28 protein-coding genes are annotated in these 23371 nt (G+C 57.2%); 8 read left to right on the top strand and 20 right to left on the bottom strand.

Annotated features, from left to right (window positions below):
- The first annotated feature begins 1 nt into the window (after position 1).
- Positions 2-319, top strand: coding sequence for a hypothetical protein (locus tag QXU72_06475; protein ID MEM0494885.1), 318 nt, complete (start codon positions 2-4; stop codon positions 317-319).
- Positions 320-322: 3 nt separating this feature from the next.
- Here QXU72_06475 and QXU72_06470 read toward each other — a convergent pair whose 3' ends face one another.
- Both QXU72_06470 and QXU72_06465 read right to left on the bottom strand, forming a co-directional pair.
- Positions 323-1642: an RsmB/NOP family class I SAM-dependent RNA methyltransferase gene (locus tag QXU72_06470; GenBank protein MEM0494884.1), complete on the bottom strand. Its 1320-nt coding sequence runs from the start codon at positions 1640-1642 to the stop codon at positions 323-325.
- Positions 1639-2469 (bottom strand): helix-turn-helix domain-containing protein, encoded by an 831-nt coding sequence (locus QXU72_06465; GenBank protein ID MEM0494883.1) that lies wholly within the window; start codon positions 2467-2469, stop codon positions 1639-1641. Before QXU72_06465 ends, QXU72_06470 begins: the two co-directional genes overlap by 4 nt.
- 99 nt (positions 2470-2568) lie before the next feature.
- On the opposite strand from QXU72_06465, the gene QXU72_06460 reads away from it, so the two are divergent.
- On the top strand, positions 2569-3309 hold the full coding sequence (locus tag QXU72_06460) for a hypothetical protein (GenBank protein ID MEM0494882.1): 741 nt from the start codon (positions 2569-2571) through the stop codon (positions 3307-3309).
- A gap of 8 nt (positions 3310-3317) precedes the next feature.
- On the opposite strand, the gene QXU72_06455 is transcribed toward QXU72_06460, so the two are convergent.
- Positions 3318-3698, bottom strand: a complete 381-nt coding sequence (locus tag QXU72_06455) for a hypothetical protein (protein ID MEM0494881.1) — start codon at positions 3696-3698, stop codon at positions 3318-3320.
- Between the two features lie 51 nt (positions 3699-3749).
- On the opposite strand from QXU72_06455, the gene QXU72_06450 reads away from it, so the two are divergent.
- The 4 genes from QXU72_06450 to QXU72_06435 all read left to right on the top strand — a co-directional run bounded on the left by QXU72_06450 (position 3750) and on the right by QXU72_06435 (position 6866).
- Positions 3750-4256, top strand: coding sequence for a hypothetical protein (locus tag QXU72_06450; protein ID MEM0494880.1), 507 nt, complete (start codon positions 3750-3752; stop codon positions 4254-4256).
- 113 nt (positions 4257-4369) lie between these two features.
- The gene (locus QXU72_06445; protein MEM0494879.1) at positions 4370-5608 is read left to right on the top strand and encodes a phosphoglycerate kinase; all 1239 of its coding nucleotides are present in this window, start codon (positions 4370-4372) and stop codon (positions 5606-5608) included.
- Between the two features lie 51 nt (positions 5609-5659).
- A complete protein-coding gene (locus QXU72_06440) occupies positions 5660-6421 on the top strand; it encodes a PAC2 family protein (GenBank protein MEM0494878.1) in 762 nt (253 codons plus the stop codon).
- Between the two features lie 10 nt (positions 6422-6431).
- Positions 6432-6866, top strand: coding sequence for an Hsp20/alpha crystallin family protein (locus QXU72_06435; GenBank protein MEM0494877.1), 435 nt, complete (start codon positions 6432-6434; stop codon positions 6864-6866).
- 37 nt (positions 6867-6903) lie between these two features.
- Here QXU72_06435 and QXU72_06430 read toward each other — a convergent pair whose 3' ends face one another.
- Positions 6904-7653: a helix-turn-helix domain-containing protein gene (locus tag QXU72_06430; protein MEM0494876.1), complete on the bottom strand. Its 750-nt coding sequence runs from the start codon at positions 7651-7653 to the stop codon at positions 6904-6906.
- 363 nt (positions 7654-8016) lie between these two features.
- Between QXU72_06430 and gap the strand changes: the two genes are divergently transcribed.
- Positions 8017-9048, top strand: coding sequence for a type I glyceraldehyde-3-phosphate dehydrogenase (gap, locus tag QXU72_06425; GenBank protein MEM0494875.1), 1032 nt, complete (start codon positions 8017-8019; stop codon positions 9046-9048).
- On the opposite strand, the gene QXU72_06420 is transcribed toward gap, so the two are convergent.
- From QXU72_06420 to QXU72_06395, 6 genes are read right to left on the bottom strand one after another with little or no spacing between them, the layout of a single operon-like run.
- On the bottom strand, positions 9038-9319 hold the full coding sequence (locus QXU72_06420; GenBank protein MEM0494874.1) for an RNA repair domain-containing protein: 282 nt from the start codon (positions 9317-9319) through the stop codon (positions 9038-9040). The two genes, gap and QXU72_06420, sit on opposite strands and share 11 nt — an antisense overlap.
- The gene (locus QXU72_06415; GenBank protein MEM0494873.1) at positions 9316-10503 is read right to left on the bottom strand and encodes a radical SAM protein; all 1188 of its coding nucleotides are present in this window, start codon (positions 10501-10503) and stop codon (positions 9316-9318) included. The genes QXU72_06420 and QXU72_06415 overlap by 4 nt, the downstream gene beginning before the upstream one ends.
- A 46-nt stretch (positions 10504-10549) precedes the next feature.
- Positions 10550-12373, bottom strand: coding sequence for a threonine--tRNA ligase (locus QXU72_06410; protein ID MEM0494872.1), 1824 nt, complete (start codon positions 12371-12373; stop codon positions 10550-10552).
- A 54-nt stretch (positions 12374-12427) separates the two neighbouring features.
- A complete protein-coding gene (locus QXU72_06405; protein ID MEM0494871.1) occupies positions 12428-12583 on the bottom strand; it encodes a hypothetical protein in 156 nt (51 codons plus the stop codon).
- A 58-nt stretch (positions 12584-12641) separates the two neighbouring features.
- Positions 12642-12983: a hypothetical protein gene (locus tag QXU72_06400; protein ID MEM0494870.1), complete on the bottom strand. Its 342-nt coding sequence runs from the start codon at positions 12981-12983 to the stop codon at positions 12642-12644.
- Positions 12977-13957: a carbohydrate kinase family protein gene (locus QXU72_06395; protein MEM0494869.1), complete on the bottom strand. Its 981-nt coding sequence runs from the start codon at positions 13955-13957 to the stop codon at positions 12977-12979. Before QXU72_06395 ends, QXU72_06400 begins: the two co-directional genes overlap by 7 nt.
- A gap of 61 nt (positions 13958-14018) precedes the next feature.
- On the opposite strand from QXU72_06395, the gene QXU72_06390 reads away from it, so the two are divergent.
- Complete coding sequence (locus tag QXU72_06390) at positions 14019-14588, top strand: hypothetical protein (protein ID MEM0494868.1); 570 nt, start codon at positions 14019-14021, stop codon at positions 14586-14588.
- Here the strand turns inward: QXU72_06390 and QXU72_06385 are convergent.
- The 10 genes from QXU72_06385 to QXU72_06340 form a co-directional block, all read right to left on the bottom strand.
- Positions 14585-16387 (bottom strand): ATP-dependent DNA ligase, encoded by a 1803-nt coding sequence (locus QXU72_06385; protein ID MEM0494867.1) that lies wholly within the window; start codon positions 16385-16387, stop codon positions 14585-14587. The genes QXU72_06390 and QXU72_06385 overlap by 4 nt on opposite strands.
- A gap of 46 nt (positions 16388-16433) precedes the next feature.
- Positions 16434-17309, bottom strand: a complete 876-nt coding sequence (locus QXU72_06380) for a thioredoxin family protein (protein MEM0494866.1) — start codon at positions 17307-17309, stop codon at positions 16434-16436.
- 76 nt (positions 17310-17385) lie between these two features.
- Positions 17386-18039 carry a TIGR00296 family protein gene (locus QXU72_06375; GenBank protein MEM0494865.1) on the bottom strand — a complete coding sequence of 218 codons (654 nt, stop codon included), beginning with the start codon at positions 18037-18039 and terminating at the stop codon, positions 17386-17388.
- Positions 18014-18508: a Mut7-C RNAse domain-containing protein gene (locus QXU72_06370; GenBank protein MEM0494864.1), complete on the bottom strand. Its 495-nt coding sequence runs from the start codon at positions 18506-18508 to the stop codon at positions 18014-18016. Before QXU72_06370 ends, QXU72_06375 begins: the two co-directional genes overlap by 26 nt.
- Complete coding sequence (locus QXU72_06365; GenBank protein MEM0494863.1) at positions 18498-19166, bottom strand: hypothetical protein; 669 nt, start codon at positions 19164-19166, stop codon at positions 18498-18500. The genes QXU72_06370 and QXU72_06365 overlap by 11 nt, the downstream gene beginning before the upstream one ends.
- Positions 19163-20989, bottom strand: coding sequence for a ribosome rescue protein RqcH (rqcH, locus tag QXU72_06360; protein MEM0494862.1), 1827 nt, complete (start codon positions 20987-20989; stop codon positions 19163-19165). Before rqcH ends, QXU72_06365 begins: the two co-directional genes overlap by 4 nt.
- A 126-nt stretch (positions 20990-21115) precedes the next feature.
- Positions 21116-21364, bottom strand: a complete 249-nt coding sequence (locus QXU72_06355; protein MEM0494861.1) for a nucleotidyltransferase domain-containing protein — start codon at positions 21362-21364, stop codon at positions 21116-21118.
- A 79-nt stretch (positions 21365-21443) separates the two neighbouring features.
- Positions 21444-21653, bottom strand: coding sequence for a hypothetical protein (locus tag QXU72_06350; GenBank protein ID MEM0494860.1), 210 nt, complete (start codon positions 21651-21653; stop codon positions 21444-21446).
- Between the two features lie 399 nt (positions 21654-22052).
- Positions 22053-22607: a hypothetical protein gene (locus QXU72_06345; protein MEM0494859.1), complete on the bottom strand. Its 555-nt coding sequence runs from the start codon at positions 22605-22607 to the stop codon at positions 22053-22055.
- A complete protein-coding gene (locus QXU72_06340; protein MEM0494858.1) occupies positions 22591-23352 on the bottom strand; it encodes an AAA family ATPase in 762 nt (253 codons plus the stop codon). The genes QXU72_06345 and QXU72_06340 overlap by 17 nt, the downstream gene beginning before the upstream one ends.
- Between the last annotated feature and the right edge of the window lie 19 nt (positions 23353-23371).

Genomic DNA, 23371 nt, shown 5'->3' with positions numbered 1-23371 from the left:
GATGGAGACAACTCGAGAGAAAATACTCTCCTATTTTCTCCAGAACCCGGGAAGGGAGATCTCCCTCTACGAGCTTCTCCAGGCTCTTTCGCTTAAGAGGGATTATTTGAGCAAGCTCCTAGAGGATGTGGGCCACGTGGCAAAGACCCTGAAAAGGCAGAGCACCGGTAGGTACCAGCTGCTCATGAGAGCACCGTTCTGCCGCAGCTGCGGTTACGTGTTTAAGGATCTTGAAAAAGCCAGGATCCCCAGCAGGTGTCCCCGGTGCAAGAGCGAGAGGATTAGCCCCCCAGCTTTCATGCTCGTGGAGCGCGGCTGAGTCTTAGCGGGCTTTGCGCAGTAAAGCAATGAAGAAACCCTCCGTTCGGTGCACATGTGGGAAAGTTCGCCCCACGTACCTCGCGAAATCGTAGCTCAGGTAGCCCGGAGATAGGGAGGCTATAGGCGGTGAAAGCACCACCCTGTCTATGAAGCTGGCTATTACATCCTCCCCTTCTTCTGGGAATAGAGAGCAGGTTGAGTAGACAACTACTCCGCGGCGGCGCAGGATCTCGAGCACCCTGCTGAGAATCCTCCTCTGACGCTGTCTGAACTCGTAGAGCTTCTCTAGCGACAAGTCCCATAAGGCCAGGCGGAAGCCCGGATCTTTGCCGATGGCGCCGCTATTCGTGCAGGGAGCGTCTACCAGGGCTGCGTCGACCTCTCTTGAGAGCGTCAAGCTGCTGGAGTCCGCCTGGACTAGGTCGATCTGCGCCCCGCTACTGCTTAGGAGGTTTCTGCATGCAGCGATACGGCTGCTTGAGACATCCACGGCTACTATCGTCGAGGAGGCGAGCTTCGATGAAAGTAGCTGTGTCTTGAGGCAAGGTGCTGCAGCAGCGTCGAGTATCAGGGCACCGTCTAGAGCCCGCGCGAGAGCTTCCACCACGAGAACACTAGCCTTGTCCTGGTACACGCCGATGCTCGCCGGCACCTCGGGTAAGGGTTCATCCTCCTGAACCTCCAGCCTGTATACGTAGCTCAGCTCTCTATCCTGTGAGAAGCGCACCCCGATGCTTCTCAAGTAGGCTTCGAGTTCTCCATAGCTGCCGGGTGTGGTGGCCCGAATCCACACTGTTCTCCTGTCGAGACTTTGGGCGAGCTTCTCCGCCTCCTTTTCGCCCAGCAGCGATACTAGCCGCTCCGCAAGAAGCGGAGGGAGGGAGTGTTTCAAACTTATCCTCCGGGATGGGGAGAGGCCTTCGCTCACGCGCGACACTTCCTCTGCTAGATCTCTCTCAAGGAGCTTGAGCAAGCGGTTGCTTAAGAGGCCGCCTCTTATGCTAGCTAGTTTCCCAGAAGCTTCTGGGGCTCTCAGAGAAAGCGCAGCGGCGATGTAGAATGCTGCTCTGCGCCTCAGGGGAAGACTCCTCAGGCCGGAGCTTTCCAGCAGCCACTTCGCCACGCCTACCGTGCGTAGAGATAAAGCTGCTAGCTTGTATGCGTTCTTAGCCTCACCCGATTTGAGCTGGAAGCTGGAAGCGACGACCTTGAAGGACGAATCCAGAGAAAGCTTTCTGCGCTCTATAGTCTCCAGCGTTAAGGCTGCGAAACGAAACACTCTAGGGGTTAACCCCTCGAGAAACTCCTCCCAGTTCTTCACAGAATCAGCCGCTGAACAACCAGCGACGTGAAGTAGCTTACGTAAAATGCGGCAAATACTGAGATGAAAGCCCTGTCCCCGGGGAGCCTTTCTGAAACTTTAACGGCAGCGGTCATGAACCCTAGCGTGACCACTTGAACTCCCCTATGTAGAAGACTTCGAAGTAGCGGATCCTCGATAAAAGCTCCAGCCGCTACAGCTGCCTGAAGCGGTAAGAGGGAGAGAGCCACCATCCCCACGAAGTTAAAGGTAACCCTACCGGCGCCTCCCAGCAAGCGGCTAGCTACCGCTAGCACGCAGAGAAGACACCCCATGCCCGAAGAACTGAGAGCCAGAGCTAAGGGAGGGCTGGCGTAGCCTACCGAGAGAGCCTCTAGCATAAAGCATACCTGACTTGATACTAGAGATGTGATCGCGATCATCGCTAAGGATACCGCCAGAACGGCTATTGACAGAATCTTCTGGCCGTACAAGACTGCTAGGAGCTCTTCGGGGACTAAGATTCTCTGGATGTACTGCTGGAAGGAGTGGCTTGCACCTGAACCTTTGATGAGGCTTCGCAAGCGTGCCTCGTTCTCGATCATGAACCTGTAGAGCCTCTCTCCCTCGCTCGTTAAGTAGTACTTCCTCTTCTCGTTCTTCGCGACGAAGCCCGCGAGTCCGTCGAGGTTGTAGTATAGGTTACCGGTGCTCGTTGCTAGAAAATTCTTCAGCTCGGTAAACGAAACCTCTCCTTTCTCGCCGAGCAAGGAGATGATCTTCCTCTTGTAGGGGTTGCCGAGGATCGCGTATATTCTTTCCATCTGCTCCTCAAAGCCCGGTTGCATAGCCCTTGGTGCTAGAGAAAGTGGTGGAGGTAATTATCGCTATCATCAGGGTGGCGATAAGGCGATATTCTAGCTCTCACTAAATTTCTGGGCGCTGCGATGACCGTGCAGGGTCTAGTTCCCGTCATCTCGCTTCACGTCTATGGTGAGAAGAGCTTAGAAGAAACAGCGGAGAAGGCCCGGGAGCTTGATGCCGGCGGGACGTGGGTGCAGCTCAACTTCGACTCCTCAAGAGTCGTCGAGCTGGGTTTGGGAGAGATCCTGGACCCGCTCATCGATTCAAACCTTGAAGTCGCCTCAATTAGAGTGAAGACAGGGGATCGCATCCCCCTGGATCTGGTAGAGAAGCTCGCGGTTATCGCCGATGAAACTAGAGGTAGAGTAGTGATAATTCAAGCTCCCGCCCCGGCCAGGGAAACTCTCGAAGAGTGGTACCAGGTGCTCCTGGTCTACCAGGTGAAGCTGCTTCTCGAGCCTACGACTCCTGCGGATGCGCGAAAAACGTACCAGCGCCTATCAACGCTCCTCGGAGGGGTTGTCGGGCTCTCTCAAGTCCAGGAGTACTATCCCTCGACGGAAAGCTTCCTCAGGGTCCTGACCCCCTACCTCCAGCTGACCCATAACGTGCAGCTTTCGAACTACCGTGACGGTAAACCAGCCCGCTTGCTCTCAGTAGGAGTATACAACAACCCTATGCTCTTGAGAGAGCTTGTTCACCGGAACTACAGGGGCTTCGTAACGCTCTGCTACGAGAGGTCCGAGAGCGTAACTTTTGAGTTCCTCTTCAAAGAGTTGAGAACTGTAAGCAGCTTTATCGCCGCTCTCCAAGAGAAGATCTAAGAACGCTACTATCGAGAACTGCCTTCCACCTCGAGAAGCAGCGAGCCCTTGTACCCACACTTTTCGCAGACGTAAACGGGAGGCATTAAGCCGACCACGTCTACTCTCCTCACGCTAGCGGAGAGGCACACGGGGCAGACCAGCACGCCAGAAGATCCTCGCACTTCGAGTCCAACCGCCTCCAGAACAGCCTGAAGACCTAGCTCGTGAAGCTTCTCTAGTAGCTCCTCCAAGTCAACGTTCTTCAAGCTGACTCTGCACTCCTCTCCCTGCGCTTCAAGCTCGCGCACCCATTCCCTTATTGCATCAACGCTGTCGCAGGGCACTACGGCGCGCAGACCATCGTTTTGGATCAAGATGCGCGCTCTGCGCTTTCGAAAAAGGGGCATGCTCGCTTAAGCTTAGGGAATGCTTATATTTTGTACTCTGCTTCGCGTAGCGTGCTCAGCGGCTGGCGGTTGAGAGCAGTACTGGCAGTGGTGGCGGTTGCCATGCTTACGCTATCATCGTACTTGGGCTACGTGCAAGAGCTTTCTGCGGAGGACGCGCAGGAGCTGGTCCGAGCGATAGAGGAGGCTGAGAAGGAGCTGATCTCCTCTGGGAGCGCGCCGGAAGTGGCTCTCAGGCTTTTCACACTAGAAGCGCCAGTACTATTGACGTGCAACCTTCCGGGAGTCGGGCCGGCGTTAGCGGTCTACCTGACCTACGAGGCGGGAAGGTACGCTAAGGCGCTGGAGGTGGTAGGCTCGACTGAAGCATACGAGCCGCTCAGCCTCAGCGATGCGATTCGCTTAACCGTGCTGAGCGTGGCTTTTGCGGAGAGCATGTACCTGACCGCGGTGCTTCTCCGAAGGGAGCGCTGGGAAGCCTTGGAGACCGCTGCTCTCGTAGTGCTCGAGCTCTCTCTCATCGCGCTGGTTAGCGCTATCGAGGCTACGTCTCTCTGAGTTCTTCGAGCATGCCCGCTGAGTTTTAGGCAGCGCGTCTTCAACAGCGGCGGAAGTAGCATCAGTTAATTAGCTATGTTTAAACTTTCCGCGAGAGTAATAAGTGGAAAGCCATGAGCGTAAAGAGCTTAGGCGTGAAAACCCTCGACGATGTTGAGGTTTCTGGCCGGACAGTTGGCGTGCGAGTGGATTTCAACTCGCCTATAGACCCCTCCACGAAGAAGCTCTTAGACGACTCCAGGATCAGGGCGCACGCCGAGACGACCTTAAGGGAGCTCGTCGAAAAGCAAGCTAAGATCGTCGTGATTTCCCATCAGGGAAGGAAGGGTGACCCCGATTTCACAAGCCTTAAGGAGCATGCAGAAAGGCTTGCCAGGCTACTTCCCACTAAGGTGCGTTTTGTAGACGACATATTCGGTGAGAAAGCAGTTAGCAGCATTAAATCTCTGAAGGAAGGCGAGGTGCTTGTCCTCGAGAACGTGAGGTACTGGGATGGAGAAGCCAAGAACGCGTCCCCTGAGGAACATGCGAGATCGGAGCTTGTGAGAAACCTAGGCCCACTTTTCGACGTGTACGTCGTCGATGCTTTCTCGGCAGCGCACAGGCCTCACGCCTCTCTCGTCGGCTTCGCGCCCGTTGTGAAGCACTACGTTGCGGGCCGCGTAATGGAGAGAGAGCTTGCCGCGCTTTATCGTGTCCGCAATAACCCTGAACGCCCGTGCGTCTACATCCTCGGGGGTGCGAAGGCGGAGGACACGGCAGATGTCCTGGAGAGTGTTCTTGGAGAAGGAATCGCCGATAGCGTGCTGACCGGGGGGCTGGTGGCTAACCTCCTGCTACACGCCAAAGGCTACAACTTGGGTGACGCAAACGTCGCGGTGCTGAGGGATAAAGGCTTCCTGGAGCTTGAAAGCAGGCTGAAAGCCGCACTGGATAAATTCGGCGACAGGATATACCTCCCCGAGGATCTGGCTGCCGAGGAGAACGGGAGAAGGGTCGAGGTGCCTCTCAGCTCCTTACCCGTCAAGGGCCTGATCAAGGATATCGGTTCGAGGACTGCGGAGCGCTATGCTGAAGTGATAAAGAGAGCTAGAACCATCGTTATGAACGGGCCTATGGGCGTCTTCGAGGACCCCAACTTCAGCCTGGGAACCCGGAAGGTTTTCGAAGCGATAGCCACCTCAGGCGCCTTTAGCCTGATAGGTGGGGGCCACACGATCGCAGCTTCCTCCAAGCTCGGCTACGCAGACAAAATCTCTCACGTTAGCACGGGTGGCGGTGCGCTAATCGAGTACCTAATGAGGGGCACTCTCCCTGTGGTAGAAGTCCTCAAGGAATATTCGAGGAAGTAGGCTGAGGGAGGGGCAAGATTAATATCTCTTTCTTTCCTTAGGAGTTTCGGAATGCCTATTCGGGAGTGGAGCTCGTATATTCGTCAGGAAATTCCCAGCGATGCTACGCTTATTGTCGGCATGCCGGATGTAGGGCTAGTGGGCCCCATCAGCACTTCTCACCTCATCAAAAGCTGGGAGCTCGAGCACGTAGGCTATCTAGATTCGACGGGGCTTCCGCCCGTCATACTGTTCCACAACGCTGAGCCGCTAATGCCCATGAGGTTCTACGGAGGTTACAAGGGAAATGAGTATGTATTGGTCTTGCACTCGGATGTGGCCGTACCCCCTCAAGGAATCCGTAGCCTAGCATTCTACCTCGTAAAGTTCTCCACGGAGAAGAAGCTGAAGAGAATCTTGCTGTTAGGCGGCATAGCGGTGCAAGACAGGCTGAACATCGAAACCCCTAAGACATACGCTGCCTCTATAGACAGAGAGATGATCCTCTACGCGAAGGAGAAGGGTATTGAGCCGCTGAAGGAGGGGTTCGTCGGCGGCATATACGCCCAGATACTGAAGGAGGGTTACAAGGCTAACTTCCCGGCTCTCGCTCTGCTATCAGAGTGTTTCCTGAACTACCCGGATCCCGGAGCCTCCGCCTCGACTCTTTTAGCGCTATCTAAGGTGATGGGGCGTGAGATCGACGTGAAACCTCTCCTCGAGCAGGAGGAAGAGATACGAATGAGGCTCAGGGAGATGATGAGGAGAACGCTGGAGACGATGAGAGGCACTGGCAAAGAGTACGAGTACACGATTCCAGCCTTGTACGTTTAGGTGATAGGTTATGGAGGAGTGGATAAGAGAGTACTTCGACGAGGTTCTGAGAGAGTTTAGGAGGATACGAGAGAGAATCGATAGTTTGGAGAGAAGCTTTTTCCCCACGTTTTTCGGCGCTGAAGAGAAAAGCACGGTACCGCTCTACGAAGTCCGCCGCTACGCTGACCGCGTGGTTGTTTGTGCCGATCTTGCCGGAGTAAAGAGGAAGGAGGATATCGACATATCTCTCGAGGGAACTACACTAAGGATAGAGGCTAAGCTGCAAAGAGCTTTTACCATGAGCGACTTCGTCTTCGGGAAGCAGGGCATCGAGAAATACCGGCTCGAGGTACCGCTTCCCGAGAGTGCTGATCGCGATGCTATCAAGGCTTCATTCAGAAGAGGTATTCTTGAAGTAGTGATACCGCTTAAGCAGAAACGCGTAAAGATAAAGGTTGAGTAGGCTCCTCTTCTGCTGATCTTCAGCTTCACAGGATTCTTCACTTAATGGACCTTAACCTTTCGAGTAAATCCTCGACCGTCTCTATGCGAGAAACAGCGAGCGGAATCCCCTCACGCCGAGCGATCTCGACGCCGAGCTCGTCAACTTTTTTCACTCCGTGGAGAACTACGAGAGCTGGCCTGAGGCCCCCCATCCCAGCCTGCATCGACTTTATCGCCACCATAGGGCTGCGGCCGTAAGACACACGTGTGAATATCGCTGCGCGCTGCGTCGTAGCACCGTAAAGCTTCACGTAATCGTAGGATGGAACGTCCAGCACCAGCTTGATGCTGTCGACTACAGTGTAACCAATTAGGGGGGCTGACATGTAAGCGGTGCCGGTGATGAGGTCTGCTGAAATGTACTCGCAGAAGCGGGCTAGAGGTATCGGTATGGTAAACTCCCTCATCTCGAGTACAGCCTCTCTGAGGTGCTCTGAACCGAGCAGGATTCTACGAAGACCCGTAAGGATCACCCCACCCTTCTCGATATCTCTGAGAATAAGGCTCTTCACGAAGCGTGTGACGAACTTCGCACCGGGAGATTTTCGCCTCCCGCTCTCGTAATCGCTTATTACGGACGCGGAAACACCCATCAGGGCTGCAACCTCGACCTGTGTTAGGTTAAACCTCTCCCTCCACTTCCTCATCTCCAAGCCGGGGTTCTCGGAAACTATGATCTCCCCAGCTATCTTCGCGGCGATTTCCCGTAGAGCGGGATCCGAGAGAATGTCGGCCTTCTGCCCCATACCTCAAGGTAGTTAGACAACTGCTATAAAAGTCTTGACTCATTGTCGATCAGCGAGAAAGAGGTATATTCCACTCTTACGCGAGTGTGTGGGGCTATGAAGAAGCTCGGAAGGTCCGCTCGCGTGAGGAGCTCGTGCAGGTCGGAGCCCCCGCCTCCGGGCAAACTTCCTGCTGTGAAGCGATTTGAGTTCTCGGGCACCTGTAGTGTGAAAGGCCCAGGCACCTCTCGCACAACCTTGTGAAGCTGCAGGCTCCACCCGCCTTTACGGCACCAGAGAGCCCGTGAAAGGGTGCAGTATCGTAATACTGTGAAGATTTAACAGCTCCTTTTAAGCCAGTGCAGAAAGACTTAATCGGTAAAGATGACCGTCAGAGTCGCTATCAACGGGTTTGGTAGAATCGGAAGGAACTTCTTGAAGGCTGCACTGAGGAACGAGGAGTTCGTCAGAAACTTCGAGGTTGTAGCTGTAAACGACTTGACGGATGCTAAGACTCTCGCACACCTCTTTAAGTACGACTCGGTTTTCGGCAGGTTCAATGGAAGAGTATCCGTGAAGGACAACGCCCTCGTTGTGGAGAACTGGGAGATGACCGTTCTGAGCGCGGCCGACCCCTCTCAACTCCCCTGGTCGAAGCTAGACGTGGACATAGTTCTCGAGTCTACCGGCAGGTATACTGACCGCGAGAGCGCATCAAAGCACCTATCCGCGGGAGCGAGAAAAGTCGTGATCTCCGCTCCTGCTAAGAAACCGGACATCACAATAGTGATGGGGGTTAACCACGAGAAGTACGACCCGGCGAAGCACCACATAGTTTCTAACGCTTCCTGCACCACGAACGCCTTCGCCCCTGTAGTGAAGGTGCTGCACGAAAACTTCGGCATAGTGGAGGGCATGATGACCACTGTTCACGCGTACACTAACGACCAGAGGATTCTCGACCTGGTTCACAAGGACTTGAGGAGAGCGAGAGCCGCAGCTGTGAACATAATTCCAACTTCCACGGGGGCTGCGCAGGCGATTTTCGAGGTTTACCCCGAGCTCACCGGGAAGCTGTCAGCGCTGGCCATCAGAGTGCCGGTAGCGGACGGATCTCTGGTCGACTTCGTTGCTCTGCTCAAAAGGGAGATTACGAAGGATGAAATGAACGCCGCCTTCAAGAGGGCTGCCGAGACGGATCTCAAAGGCATCCTAGAGTACACTGAGGAGCCGATTGTGAGCTCCGACATCATCGGAAACCCACACTCAGCTATTTACGACGCTGAAGCCAGCGACGTCGTGGGAGGTAAAGGCAACATGGTTAAGGTACTGGCCTGGTACGATAACGAGTGGGGCTACTCCTGCCGCCTCGTGGATCTAATGGTCTACATGGCAAAGAGAGGCATTAGATTGTAAAATCGTAGAGGCACAGCTCTCGGCTGAAAACTATCTTACCTTCTCTTTCCCCGTATCTTATCTCGAGAATTCTGTGGAAAGGTATATACTTCTCTTGAGAACCCGACGCGATCAGCAGGCCGTCCCTCCCCACGCTGACCACATCGCTTCCTCTGAACTCTTCATACCCTTTGGGCGACCCTCGAGAAATGAAGCGAACCACTACTAGCTCCTTTCTCAGCTGGGAATCCCACAAAACTCTTGCGAAAAAGTTTCTCATGGGGTTCTTCACCGGAACAGCACCCTCCTCCTGTAGCCCACCTCCAGCAAGTGCTTGTGCACGGGTTTCAGTTTACGCTTCATCAAGCGGCTCAGGACTATGTACCTATCGTCGACAGTTACCTCCAGCTCTCCGCCTCCCGTGAACCGCTTAACTACGCTTTTAACTTCTTCAGGATCGACTTCCGTCTTTTGACGGGGGCAGCCAACAGGGCACTCGGTGCAGAATTTCCCCTCGATGAAGTCGAGGCCGGGGCAAGGAGCTCTAAGCGAGTCGCGGAGGTATGCTGTGAAATTGTTAGCGCAGCAAGCGCTTAAGAAGGGCACCAGCCCCTTCTCCCTAGCGACGTTTAGGACTTTTCTCTTTAGATCCTCCATCGAGAGAGGAACCTGCTCACCCCTCTGCGGGGGCTTCTTTATCCTAGCCTCCACCTCACTCAGGTTGACTCCCAGCTTTTTGAGCCGCGTCAGGTTTGTGGCCGTGGCTCGAAAACCTCCGACAACAACGCCTACAGCTCCGCTATTTTTAGCCTCGACGATGATATCCTCCACGTCGTCCAGGTTCACTCCGGGTATCAGGGGGCGCAGGAAGAGAATCGGCTTGAGGCCGCTCTGCCTGAGCCTCTTGATGGTGAGAAATCTCTCCTCGGGGCTGGGCGCGTGTGGCTCGAGAACCTTATGGTTCTGAAGAGAAATGACGGTGACGAGCGGGCTGAGCGGCAGTTTCATGGCTGCTAGCGCTCTCACGTGCTCCTCGCTCAGCAACGCCTTGGTCGAGAACTGAACGGGGTTCCCCAAGTACTTCGAGAACGCTGCCAGGTACTCTAGAGTCTTCCTCGACCCTCTCTCGTCGACAAAGGGCTCACCTACGCTCCCAACTGCGATCAGGGATCCGAGCCTACCCGGTAAAAAGTAGCTGTTAGACAGCAGCGCGTATGTGATTTCTTCACCCCTAAGCCCATAGGGGCTAGCTGACGAGAAACTGATCCCCATGTCCGGCAGGTAGCAGTAGTTGCAGGCGAAAGTACAGCCTAGAACGGAGTGAACCGTAAACCCGCAGGGCCTTGGCGGCTTTCTAGCGTGATAGTCGTTGCGCGCACGCGTGGCGCTCTCCTCCGGCAACTTTGCTTCGAGCTCGAGCTTGAGAAACTCGCGCCTGTATAGCAGCTCGGCTAGCGACAGCCTTAGCGTAGCCATGCTCCGCGGTAAAGCTCTGCTGAAATAAAAAAGTTGTACGTGCGCACTACCTGTACTTGGGCCTCAGGCTGACTCTCCTAGGTAGGGAGCAGCTTACTCTAGGATACCCCTCAAGCTCCTTAGCTAAAGCGGCTTTAAGCTCCTCTAGCGTCATCTCCTGTTGTCCAGCCCCCCTGACTCTGATGCTCAGCTTGCCGCTTTCAACCTCCTTTTTGCCGATTACGACTATGTAGGGGATCCACCTGGTCTCGGCTTCCCGAACTCTTTTCGCCACGCTCTCCTCCCTGTCGTCGATGTCTACTCGCACGCCAACCTTCTCAAGTTCATCTGCAACGCGCTCAGCGTGCGACAGAAACTCGCCAGAGTAAGGTATGAGCCTCACCTGAACCGGTGCCAGCCACAGGGGCAAGCGAGGCTGCCTACCAGCGCGCACCTCCCGAGCCGCTGTGTCGAACACGGCGAAAATGTACCGCTCCACAGACCCCAGTATCGCCGTGTGGATGATGACCGGGTGCTTCTCCTGGTTGTCCTCGTCAGTGTAGAGTATGCCGAACCTCTCCGCGTTACCCACGTCTATCTGGAAAGTCCCTATCTCTCTGGGCCGACCCAGCTCGTCGATAATGTTATACTCGATGTTGAGAACCCAGTAGTACTTTCCCTCGGGAACGAAGTGCAGCAGTACAGGCTTCCCCTCCCTACGAACCAGCTCCCCCAGAAACTCCCTCTCCCTTTCGAGGAAACTCCTGGTCAAGTTGTATATCGAAACGTAGTCCCTACCTAGTTTACGTATCTCCTCGTATATCTTCTCGTGAACTCTGAGCGAGACTCGCTTAGCCTCTTCCAAGTCACGGCAGAAAATATGCAGGTCGGGCATTAGGAACTTTCTCAGCCTGAAACAGAGAAGAAGCTCCCCTGGCTGCTCGAGCCTGTAGCTATCAGCTAGCTCCAGCACACCGAAAGGTAGGTTCCGGTAGCTAATGCTCCAGTCCTTCACCATGGCAAACTGCTGGTGGCAGGCCGCGTAGCGGAGGATCAGATCCTTCCCGTCAACCTCCATCTGGTACAGTCTATCTCCGAAAAGCTCCGCGTGCGTTCGCACAGGCTTGTAGTCTAAGTTGAAGGTGTTGGTGCCTCTTACTCTGTAGACAGGTATACCGAGGCTTTGCGCGCACCGCCACGCGTATTCGGCTACAGCCTCCACCATGATCGTCGCCTCGGGACCGTAGCGCATGTGCCCGAGGTCGCTCATGGGCTCCCACTCGAACCCGAACTTCTTGCAGAAATCTAGGTAGAGGGGCTCGCCCCCCTCCCGCTTAGCTTTGAAAACCTCTGCTTCGAGCAGCTGCAAGAACTCCTGGGGAAGCCCCTTCGCGTCAAGCTCCTCGATGGGAACCAGCCTCCCGTCTGGAAGGAGAACAGCGTAGTCGGGGTAGCCTGGCTTGGGCTTCTCCCCCGGGACTATCGTTCTCGACAGCTCTGCAAGAGGGTGTCCATAGCACTCGAGCTTGAAGCGCTTGTACCAGCCGAAAGGCGCGCGGGAAACCTTTACTCCACTCTTCGAAACAAGCTCCTCTAAACGCTGAAGGATCTGTTTAGCCTCACTCGGCGGTGCAAGCTTATCTGAAAGGTGAGCATAAGGGTAGATGACAACGCTGCCGGCGCCAACCCTCTTAAAGACGTCGAGAATCTCGCCCGCAGCCTTCTCGACAGTAGAGCTGTCACTCAAATCGCCCTGCTCCACGCTCACGAAAACTACTAGAACGTTCTCGGCGGCGCCGTGCCTGTTCCCGTCGAGCGGGTCTGCCTCCTGGAGCGCGCGCTGCCTTGCCTCGTACTCAAAACTCTGAGCGTGAATTAGCAGCAGCTTCAAGACTTAAGCACCCTAGCCCCTTTGAAAACAGGGGGTTAAATACCGTACCGGATGCTAGAGCTTTACAACCACCATGCAGACCAGCTCCTGGCACCTAGCGGTAGCTCTAGAAAGCGTGTTCCAGCGCTTGCGGAGCAGGTAGGAGTAATCATCGCAGCTGCCTAGCCGCAGGCTAGCTGTCTTCTCCCAGCTCTCCCGCTGCAGAAGCATCTACCAGCAGCTAGCATCGAATTCAAACAAAGCTCAACCTCCTGCTAGGATCTCTACTCTACCAGAGATCTCTCGCTCGTGACCCGAACTTCTTGATCTTGTCCCGGATCTTGCTCTCGATCTGTTTTTCCAGAACCTTCGCCTCCTCCTCTATCGAGGCATCATCCTCGCTCGCAGCTGGCGCTAGCGCTTCCACCTTAAGCCTGCACGTGCCGTCCGGGAGGAGCGCGTGCCTCGAGCAGCCTGCAAACTGGCACTTGAAGCCTATGCAGGCGTCGCCGGTCCAGGAGCAGAAAGCCTCGACTCTACCACCACGTCTGCGGTAGATTATAGCCTCCTTGTAGCAGGTGAACGCCCTAAAGGGGCAGATCGGCGAGCACTGACTATCGGAAGCTAGCATGTGCGCCCACTGCCCTGAAGCAGACCACTCACTTGATTATTTGCTTTATGCCTCGTCTCTAGGCGCTGCGCCAGGTCTCCTAAGCCGCGCTCCCTCAGGAAGGCGAGAAGCTCGCTCAGCGTAGGTGAGGAGTAAGCCCCAACTCGAGTGGCTTTCAAGGCACCTGCAGCGTTGGCTACAAGTAGGCACTCTTCGAGAGGTAGCCCCAGCTTCCAGCACAACAGGAAAGCTGCATCGAACGAGTCCCCAGCTCCCGTCGTGTCGACGGCCTCGACCCGGAAGGCTTCCGCGCGCAGACCTGCTTGCGGCGCCTCGGACCCCCTCTCCCCTCTTTTTAGGATAATCAACCCGGCAAAACGCTCTACAAGCAGGTCGCCGCCCAGCGCGGTGAACTCTCTCTCGTTCAGGAAAAGAACATCGGTCGAAGCGAGCACTCCCCGTAAAGCCCCGAGCCCCTGCTCAGCGACGGTTAACCCTGGGTCGTAGCTGGTAGTTAAGCCCAGCCTCTTCGCCTCGCTGAGAACCCAAGCCGAGAAGTCGGGCTTGGTGCTGCTCAGGTGGAGGTGGTCGAAGCCAGATAACTCTTCGATACTCAGGGATCCGGGTTTCAGCTCTAAGTTAGCTCCACGCAGAGCTACCATGGCTCGCCTGCCCAACTTGTCCAGTAAGACTACCACTGTTCCCGTGGGTTTGTCTACGGCTTTAACACCACTCACGTCTACACCCATGCCTCTAAGCCCTTCGAGAACACTCCTGCCGGCCTCATCGCTTCCCACGAAGCCGAAGAGACGCACCCGAGCCCCCAGCTTCGCAAGCGCGGCGGAAACGTTGCACGCAGCACCACCCGGTCTAGAGAAGTGCTGCTGGGCTTCCACCGCTTCGTCAGGCTGAGGTATCCTGCCCACGATGAAGTAGAGGTCGAGGTTCAGGTTTCCCGCTACCGCGAAGCGGAGGTAGCCCCTCAAAACGGGCACCTTAACGTCGTGACGTAACCAAAGTATTTTTACGTCGCGATTAAACCAAGTGGCGGGGGCTGTGGGCGAAGATGCTCAGAAGCTTGCAGAGCTGAAAAGGTACCTTGAGCGTAGAATAGAGGACCTGAAGAGGGAGCTAGAGCTGCTGGAGGCCACTGTGAAGCTTGTTGACGCCGCTCTGTCTTCTGCGAGCTTCGTAAGAGCTTCAGAGCTTGCCGCTCGGCAGGCACAGCCGGCTGCACCACCTAGGCAGGCTGAAGCTCCGCCCCAGAGGCAGGAAGCACCTCTCAGCGAGATGGTAGTTACAGCTATGACAACCGGGGAGAAGCTGGCGAAAGTTAACGTTTACCCGACACGCATCGAGGTCACTTTCCTCAGAAGCTTCTCAGCCTCTACGCCGCCCTTCGAGAGCTTCTTCGTGAGGAAGGTTCTCGAGGGGTACAAGAAGAGGGATGAGGATCTCATCCTCAGAGGGGAGAAGAGACCTGAAGAGGGGTTTGATTACGTGATCGAGGAAGAGAACGGGAACTTGAAGAGGATAGTGATTACGAACTACGGTGATAGGAAAGTTGCGGAGGAGATAAAGAGCACGCTGCGGTGGACGCTGAACAGGATGCTCGCGAGAACCTAGCTTGGTAGGGCAGTTTTCCTCTGAGCTTTGTACATCTCCACGAGCTCGTCCTCTGTCGTCGCCTGCTCGGGTTTTTTGTCGAGCCTGTACCTGCCCGTGAACCTGGGAAAACGAATTGCAAGGCCTGCTCCCTCCTCGAGGGCCCCCAAAGCGCATGTGTGAAGAGGGCTCAAAGTGATCTCGGCTCCTATAACCTCGAGAACAACGGCCGGTACAAACCAGACGTCAGCGTCCATTTTCGAGAACACTCTCGGGTGCCTGTGGGGTATCCGGTAGGGCTCAAGCAGGCTAGGTAGCTTTGCTAAGTCTTCGTCGGTGAAACCGCTTCCAACTTTGCAGACAGTCTTGAAGACATCGTTTTTGGGGTCATAAGCCGCCATGAGGAGAGCGCCGTACGCGCCAGCTCTCTTACCGCGGCCGTGGAAAGCGCCCACGACGACTAGGTCGACAGTATCAGTCATCTCCATGCGGTAATCGCGCTTGAACTTGATCCAGAGCCAGCCTCGAGCCCCCATCTGGTAGACGCTCTGCTGAGCGAGAGACTTGCACATGATACCTTCGCAGCCATCGCTGACGGCTTCTTCGAAGAAGAGGACTAGCTCCCTAGGGTCCGAGACCACCTTAGATTTCGAGAGAAGGAGGTTCTCGTCCCCCTCGGGCACGATGCTCTCGAGGATCTTCCTTCTCTCGGAGAGAGGCCTATCGATCAGCTCCTCCCCGTCGACGTAGATTGCGTCGAACAAGTAGACCTTTACCGGGTACTCTTTCATAGCTCTTTCAACGTCGTACTTCCTCCTCCTGTGCATGAGCTCCTGGAAGGGGAGGAGGTCCCCGGTATCAGGACTGTAGGCGACGATCTCCCCCTCTACGATGCACTCGCCCGCCTTCAACCTCTGCATGCTTTCGACAACATCCGGGTAGTGGTGGGTAATGTTCTCGAGCCTTCTGCTGAAGAGAAGCACCTTATCGCCTTTCTTGTGAACCTGGACTCTCTCCCCGTCGTACTTGTACTCCGCCAGGCAGGTTCCGCCGAGCTTGGCGAGAATCTCTCTGGGGTCCGCGAGCCTCTCGGCAAGCATGGGTAAAACTGGTATGCCTACGGTAACCTTGATGTTTCTCACAGCGTCAAGCCCTTTCTCAGCTAGCAAACGGGCAATGTGGCCGAGGTCTGGGTGCTTCGTGTAAGCCTTCTCGACCACGTCGCGCGCCGCTTTGCTGCCGGTGAAAGCAACCGCGAGGGCGTCCAGGATCGTCATGTCGGCGATGCCGAGCCTTAGCTTGCCGGTCACCGTCCTGACGATATACTTAGCTTCCTTCGGCTTCGCGCTCGATAAGAGGGAGGAAAGCGTCCCCACCTTGACCTCCTGAGCACCCTCTCCGCTCGCTAGGGCTATACGCATCAGCGCGTTGTAGACCTGAGATACTGTGAGCTCCGCTCGCTGCTCCTCAACACCCAGGAAGCCTAGGAGGCTTGCGCTCTGCTTCGGCTTCGAAAGCAGAGTCTCAGCCACGAGGCCGGCGTCTCCAAGCTTCTTGTAAAGCTCCTCAACAGTCGAGAGCGGTATTCCTCCGGCTTTCGCGATCGCGCGGAGGCACAGCTTCTCCGCTACCCCCAGCTCAACTCCCTCGAAGTCAGGCCTCAGCTGCCCCTGCGTGAGGTAAATGACCTTGTCAAGCATTTCGGTTGGAGTCTTTTTGAAGAGCGCGACAAGGTAGTCGGTCATAGCTATCCTGCTAGTGGTCTCCTCGATCTTCTCGTAGAAATCTACTAGAACGCTGTACGGGAGATCGCTAGCCACCTTCTCCCCTTAGGGGAGGCACGGAAGTAGGAAATAAGGATAGCGCTTAGCGCCTACCTCTACCGCATGGCGGTGAGTTCGGGTCGGGGACAGGTATGTGGAGAAGCCTACAGCGGGAACGCTCGGGGTTGAAGTGGATGCAAGTATAGCAAGAGAACTTCGCCGCCGGAGCTTGCGGCGCTTCAGCGGCAGGTCGCGGCGCGGGAGGTTGCTGGGGGGCTGCAGCCCTCCTGGGCTCGGGGGCTAGGGGGGGCGGAGCTGCTTGCTGCTGTGCAGGCTTGCCCGGCTGAGGAGCCTTTACCGGTTCAACCTTGATTGGCTCTATGACGAACGGTTCCTCAGGCAGCTCTTCTCTCCTCGGCTCTACCCGGGTGGGAGGCTGAGGCGCAACTTTCCGCGCTTCTCCGGGAGTAGCCCTCTCAGGTGTCGCTCTCGCAGGCTGGAGGATAGGCGGCGTGGGTCTCGGCTCGGGCTTCAGTTCGGGAAGCTGCTCTTCCTCCGGTGGAACAAGCTCTACTGGAGTTAGCTCGAAGGGCTTCGCGGGTGGCTGCGCTGCAGGTTGCGGTGGCCGAGATGCTGGAGGGGGCTGGGCAGGCTGGGGTTGCGCGGGCTGAAGACCCAGGAGGGACCTGATCTCGTCCCTGGTGAGGTACTTTCCTTCAAACAGCTTCTCGCCGTCTACTACGACAGCAGGCACGGCGCGAATTCCGTACTTTTTGAACTCCTCAACGTAAAGGCCGCCGAAAAGCTCCTCCAGCTCTCTCACGTACTGCTCGAACCCTGAAGGGTTCCGAAGCTTGAGTACCTTCGCTTTGAGCTTCGGGCGGCTCTCCCGGGGCAGGAGGTTCAGCTCCCTGCGGAAAGCTTCGAGCATCTCGCCCGACTTCTCGTCGCGGCACAGGTAGAGCCTTATCTCCTTCACCAACGCGGCTTCACCACTAGAGCCCTTCCACGCTCTACTGCGAGAAACGCCGTAATTAAGCTATTGCTCGAAGCATTCACTCGTGAAGAGGCTCCAGCACTCTTTCAACAACGTCGCCGCCCGGCGTCGCTTCGACGAAGATCTGGGCCTGGAAAGTGTAGACCCTCAAGCGGCTAGTCTTCCAAGCATCCTCCGGCAGCCCGGCCTTCAGGCAAGCGTAGCTGAGAAACTTCTCGACACTCCACCCTTCCTCGACGGGGACCTGCGGCAGCAGGAGACCCCGAGCTCCGCCGAGCTCGACCATCAGCCCGTCCCGGCCAACTTTCACTTTCTCGAGGAGCTCGGCGGGCTCCCGGTAGTGGACCAGCTGAGGAGGTGTGAGCACGCTCACTTCGAAGATCACGTTGTCGAGCTCGCGAGGGGTGAGCGGAGGGAACCTGGGATCCTCTGTAGCGGCTGCTATCGCCGCCCTGATTACCGCCTCGGCGAGGGGGAGCAGGGGTTCAGGGTAGCCGATGCAGCCCCTCAGCTCCCTCCTAACTCTGCCAGTGAACCTGTCCAGCCGTAAAGCCTCGATTGTCACGAACGCTCCGCTCTCCTGCATGAGACTAGGAGGAGTTTCGGGCGGAGGGTCGATGATCACCGCGTTCTTCAGGTAAGTCTCTACAGCCCTTCTTGCAAGCCTTACGAGGAACGCTCCTTCTTCAGCAGACAATTTTCCCGTAAGCAATCCGCCTCACCCTCTCGAGAGTGGCCTCGATCTGCCTCATGTGCGATCCAGCCCAATAAACTTGTCCGCACTTCGTGCACATGTAGAACTCGCTATAAACGGCGAGAATCCTTTGGGGAACCCTCCTCGCGACCTCATCCCTGCCCGCAGGGCTCAGCGCCGACCCGCACAGTGGGCAGAGCGCGCTCCTCTGGTCGAAAACAGGCTCCCTGCCGAGCGCCGGCAAGACTACTGCGAGAAGATCTTCGACCTCCGCCTGGGGTAAGAGGAGCGCGCTCAAGCCTGCGCTTCTTGCCTTGCGCGCGAGCTCCTTATCCCGCGTCAAGAGCAAAACCCCCTCCCCTTGCGCTAGCTCCAGCAGCTCCTCATCGCCCCAGACCCCCTTGTAGAGAGCTGGTACGCCTAGCATTCTAAGCCACCGTGCCAGCTTCCCGAGCATCCCGTCGACGATCACCAGCCTATACTTCAACGCTCAGCTCACCCAGCATCATCCTCAACGAGCTGACGTCGAGAAGCAAACCGGTTGGAGTGACTGCGTAGAGCCCGTTGAGAAGAGGTTGAAGCGGCTCCGAGTGTGCTCTCGGCCGGGATCCGCCTATGCGCGCAGCAGAGCTCCGGTCCAGGAGAAGGCTCCTCCTCGAGAGACCCGAGGAGACCGCGTAGGAGAGCGCATCCACGATGGTGACTACTCGCTTAATCCTCGACTGCCAGCAGAGGGGGGCCGCCACAGCCCCTCTAGCCTCGAGGAATCGGACGACGGTCTTCACCGTGGCATTGCTCTTCAAGCAGGGAACCGCGTACCTGGTCACTCTCTCCAGCACGGCCTCGTCAGCCAGAAACTCCTCCTCGAGAAGGTAGCGAATTACCGAACGCGGCGTCACAGCTCTACTCCGCACGACCAGGTAATGGCCCTGGGAGAGGAGCTTTAGCGCCGAGCGGAGGCCAGGGCTCGAGGAGAGCACGCGCACCCCTCTCGCAGACTTCCCGTCGAGAGTCAGCAGCAGCTGGTGCAGAGGGTAATACCGCTCGCCAAGCTTCACGATGAGAGGCGGTGGGTCGGCTTCAGCGAGAGTGCTCAGCAATCCTGAAACACTCTCAGCTTCTAGGACTGGCTCGTAGTACTTCACAGCGGCCTCCACCTCTCCACGTGAAAGCCCCCCTCAGGGAGAAGCCTCAGGACATCTTCGTCCCTGAAGCCCCTCGCGCCACACTCCCTTCTGAGGAACTCCACCACCTTGCGCGCCGCTAGGTCGCGGGATAGCCTACCCGGAGCAAGCTTCAGGAAGCAGCCTTCGCGCGGAGCTGCGATCGCGGGGAGCGCCACTAGGCCCAGCGAGCTGCTGTAACCCACCAGGAGCTCGAGCTTGATGCCCTTGACGTAGTTCCTCTTGCCGTACACCATGAAGCTCCCTTTCCCCAGGTACTCGCCGCTGGGAGGGGACTTGGATACTTGAGCTCCCGGGACCCAGAACACGTCGACGGTGTACATCCCGGCTTTCCACGCGCTGGAGTAGCAGGCTGCGAACTGAGCGGCCTCGCTGATATCCTGCTCGCTCGGCTGGCGCCCCCCAGTCTTGATCACTGTCGCTGGTGCGCCGTGGATATCCGCGTGGAGAAAGATATCGCTGGGGTCCATGTACCTCCTCACCAGCAGCTCGTTCTGCCCAGCTGTCCTGCCGGCGACGACGAGAAAACCGCCGCTCGTCCAGAAGAAGCGGAACTGGCTGTACCAAGCTTCCCTGCGCTTCGGCCTAGGGGATATAACCACCGAGGGGCGCACGCGGGGGGCAGCGGACTTCAGCTCCTCAAGCCTCCTCCTCAAAGCTTTAACCCTCTCGAAGTACCTCCCCGCGTTAGCGGCCGCACTCTCCGCCGCCAGGACGGATACCTCCGCCTCTCCGAGCCTCAAGGTCAAGGTGTTTTTCGAGGGATCCACGGAAACCACTTCCGGAAACTCGGCTCTCAGCTTCTCCTCCAGCGCTGCCCACGCTAGCTTCTCGCTTCTCAGCTCCCTGTACCTCTCCAGTACCTGGTCCACTCGCCACGCATGCTCCTGCAGCAGCCTCGCCGCCTCCTCCGCTTCGCGGAGAGCTTCCTCGACTTCATCCACAGGGGGTGCAGCCTCGCTGGGAGCTGCATCGCTCACCGCCAGCTTGACTATCAGCTCGCTCAGCTTCTCGGCAAACCCCTCGAACCTCTCCACAGCGCTACGGTGCCTCGCGGGGAAAGCGTAGATCTCCGCCCCGCCTCCCGGGCGCCAGTAGCCTCCGGTGTAGTCCGCGAGGCCTTCCAGGAAGATGTCGCGGGCCTCGGAGAGGAGGCTCCTGAAAGTGCTCTCGTCAACCGAGTCTGCGCGCAAACCCGGGTCGACACCGCGCCGATAGAAAGCCTCGTAGACTACTTCAGCCGGCAGAGATGCGGCAAGGCTCATTGCGGTGACTGCGCTCCTCCTGCCGCTGGAGCGGAAGAGGCTGAAAAGCTGGCTGGGGGGATCCGAGAACGCGTCGCCGGGCTTCGGCGGAGGCTTGTAGTGCTCGCCCCGCACGAGGGATCTATCCCTCATCTTCTGATGCTTCATTGCGTAGGCGATTCTACCGGAGGAGTCTAAGAGAACCACGTTGCCGTCTCTAACCCACTCCAGCACGAGCTCGAAGGAGCCCAGCTGGAGCGAAAGCACGCGGTCTCCGTTCACCTGCTCGACAGAGGTCACACGCTTACCCTCAAGCTGGGAGAGCTGCTTCAAGCGCTGAGTCCCCGGCGGTAGCTCCGCGCCTTCCCGGAGGACGGCTGGACCGCGGCGGGGGCTGAAAATGAAGACGGCAGACCTGGTGGTAGCGGCGACAACCTCTCCGCAGGAGTAAATCCTCTCCAGCCTTTCTCCCTCCAGGCGGCGGAGCAGGGGCCAGACCTTGTACAAGTCCAGCACGCTCACCCTTCTATCGAGCTCCACGCCGGCGAAACCCGGCTCCGCGGTATTTATCGCTCACCCTCGAAGAGGCTTTCAGGTTCCGCAACCAGCGGTCTAGAGACCGGCTAGGGCGAGCTGGCCGCTTTAGGGCGGGCGCACCGACCTGCGTTAAACTTCCACGAGCTCCTCCGGTGGGATGAACCTCCGGTACCATTCCCTCAGCTGCTTCTCGTTGACTACGTGGAGCTCCACCGGCTCTTCAACGTCCCTGTAGACTTTGACCATGATTTCGTACTTCAAGTCCACTCTCTCGGTTAAAACCAGCACGTCGATGTCGCTCGCCGCGGTCAGTTCCCCTCGAGCCGCGGAACCGAAGACGTAGACCCTCGCCTCAGGGTCGAAGGTTCTCGCCAGCACTTTAACTCTCCTAGCTAGTAGCAGCCAGCACTTTAACTCTCCTAGCTAGTAGCAGGACGTCTTCGGGCACCCGGCTCGTCTATACCACCTTCTCCATCAGCGGCTTAAACTTCTCGACTACGAAACGGTAGAGACTCTTAACCTCCCTCTCCTCGTAGCTGTAGGGCATGTACCTAGCTGCCACGTAAGCCTCCTCAAGCCTGGCCACGTAGTGCAGGCTCACCCCGTCCTCCAACAACGTGAGAGGCCCAGGAGCTAGCCTGCCCAACTCCCTCACCAACCTCCTCAAGGAGCGCGCCCTCGGGCAGGAGCCCGCCTCCAGGAGCAGCTTGCACTTGAGAGCAAGCTGAAGGCGGCAAGATCCCACTCCCCGACGCTAATAAGGTGCTCGGCGTTCCGCAAGAAGCCCTCAGCCCGCCTGCAGAGGAGCCTTACCTCCTCAAGCGACAGCTGCACCACCTCTACGACTATTACAGGTTCTACAATTAGTTTTGCGGTGTATGCGTGTGCTGCAGCTACAGGCGCGGTTGATGGATAGGTATTATGCTTACTAAAAACAGCTGAAATTAATTATTTTTCGTTTAACTATACGGTGATCGCGCCAGTTAGGCGACCTTCGGCAGATACCTTCGCACCGTTAGCAGGCTCCTCGGGAGCCGGTCCAGATGCTGGAGCTGTTGAACAAGTGCTACGCGGGCCAGGACTCTTCAGCCGGGTAGATGAGCCTCACTGAGAGGCCTTTCTCAGCCTTCCTTTCAACGAGCGTGCGGTGCGTGAAGTAGTGAGCGAACGCGGCTTCGCCGAAGCTCCTTCCCCGCGAGGCGTAGTTCACCACCAGGGCTGCTGTACCTCTCTCAGCCGCCGCCAGGAGAGCGGAAAGCACAGCAGCGGTGCAGCCCCACCTCCTCCCGCGCTCAGCTCTTAGAGAGTAGAAAAAGCGGGGGAGGCTGTCCAGCACGATTACCCTGCAGCTCCCCGAGAGAGCTAGAGAAATGAGAGCAGGGGGATCCGCTTCGCGGAGCAGCTTGAGCCTGCTCCAAGGTTCCACCGAGGGGTCAACCCTGCCGGAAACTAGAGCTCTTTTCACAGACCCGGAGAGGTCCACATAAGCTCCGCAGCCCTCCTCGAGGAGCTTCCGCAGGATGGAGAACAAGACCTCCCTCCTGCCGGAGCCCGGAGCACCGGCGAGCTCGAGGAGAAAGCCCCGCCCCAGCTTTCCGAGGAGCCTAGACGTCGACAGCACCCTTGTCACCCACTAGGAAGTAGGCTACCCGCCTCCTCCACGGGCTCGAGATCACTTCAGCTTCTCTCACCTCGCCTCGCCTCGCCACCCTCACGCTCACTGTAGCTAGTCCATCCACAGCTGCCCCGCCCGCTGGGAGCTCTTCGTCGGCGGCGACCACATGCCTCGTGAACACTACAGCAGCTCCAGCTCTAGCAGCAACCTCCAGCAGGGAGGCCAGCTTCGCGAAAGCTTCAACCCTCTCGCTGGCTTCCAGCTCCGCTCTGAAAAGGCCTGTCGCCTCGTCTAGCACCAGCAGCCCAACATCCCCCCCGACGATCGCTTCGGCGCTCTTCTCGAGAAGGTGGAGCAAGTGGTCGCTGTTGTATGCTCTTGCGTAGAGGATGTTTTCGAGGGTTTTTTCGGGGTCGAGGTTGCGGTACCTTGCGATCTGGATGATTCTCTCGGGCCGGAAGGTGCCTTCGGTGTCGATGTAGAGCGCCCTGGCGGAGAGGCCCCCCTTCTCCCTGGGGAGCTGGACCATCACCGCAAGCTGGTGGCAGAGCTGAGTCTTCCCAGCACCAAACTCCCCAATAAACTCCGTCAAACTCCCCACCTCCACACCACCCTCAAGCAGCTCATCCAAACTCCTCACACCAGTAGAGACGCGCAACCCTTCTTCAGCCGCTAGAGGCTCGAGAGAAGGAGCAAGTAGGGGTCTAAAGCCGAGTAGAAAACCTAGCACGTTTTCGCAACTAGCGACCACAAAAGGAAGAGAAGAGAAA

The organism is Thermofilum sp. (assembly GCA_038741495.1).
GTDB lineage: Archaea > Thermoproteota > Thermoprotei > Thermofilales > Thermofilaceae > Thermofilum.
Note: the sequence above shows the minus strand (reverse complement) of the source record. Positions and strands in the feature narration are given on the sequence as shown.

Bases quoted from the DNA above. Each gene is read 5' to 3' on its own strand.
- QXU72_06475 (MEM0494885.1), top strand. From the start codon at position 2: ATGGAGACAACTCGAGAGAAAATACTCTCCTATTTTCTCCAGAACCCG.
- QXU72_06465 (MEM0494883.1), bottom strand. From the start codon at position 2,469: ATGCAACCGGGCTTTGAGGAGCAGATGGAAAGAATATACGCGATCCTC.
- QXU72_06460 (MEM0494882.1), top strand. From the start codon at position 2,569: ATGACCGTGCAGGGTCTAGTTCCCGTCATCTCGCTTCACGTCTATGGT.
- QXU72_06455 (MEM0494881.1), bottom strand. From the start codon at position 3,698: ATGCCCCTTTTTCGAAAGCGCAGAGCGCGCATCTTGATCCAAAACGAT.
- QXU72_06445 (MEM0494879.1), top strand. From the start codon at position 4,370: ATGAGCGTAAAGAGCTTAGGCGTGAAAACCCTCGACGATGTTGAGGTT.
- QXU72_06440 (MEM0494878.1), top strand. From the start codon at position 5,660: ATGCCTATTCGGGAGTGGAGCTCGTATATTCGTCAGGAAATTCCCAGC.
- QXU72_06435 (MEM0494877.1), top strand. From the start codon at position 6,432: ATGGAGGAGTGGATAAGAGAGTACTTCGACGAGGTTCTGAGAGAGTTT.
- QXU72_06430 (MEM0494876.1), bottom strand. From the start codon at position 7,653: ATGGGGCAGAAGGCCGACATTCTCTCGGATCCCGCTCTACGGGAAATC.
- gap (MEM0494875.1), top strand. From the start codon at position 8,017: ATGACCGTCAGAGTCGCTATCAACGGGTTTGGTAGAATCGGAAGGAAC.
- QXU72_06415 (MEM0494873.1), bottom strand. From the start codon at position 10,503: ATGGCTACGCTAAGGCTGTCGCTAGCCGAGCTGCTATACAGGCGCGAG.
- QXU72_06405 (MEM0494871.1), bottom strand. From the start codon at position 12,583: ATGCTTCTGCAGCGGGAGAGCTGGGAGAAGACAGCTAGCCTGCGGCTA.
- QXU72_06400 (MEM0494870.1), bottom strand. From the start codon at position 12,983: ATGCTAGCTTCCGATAGTCAGTGCTCGCCGATCTGCCCCTTTAGGGCG.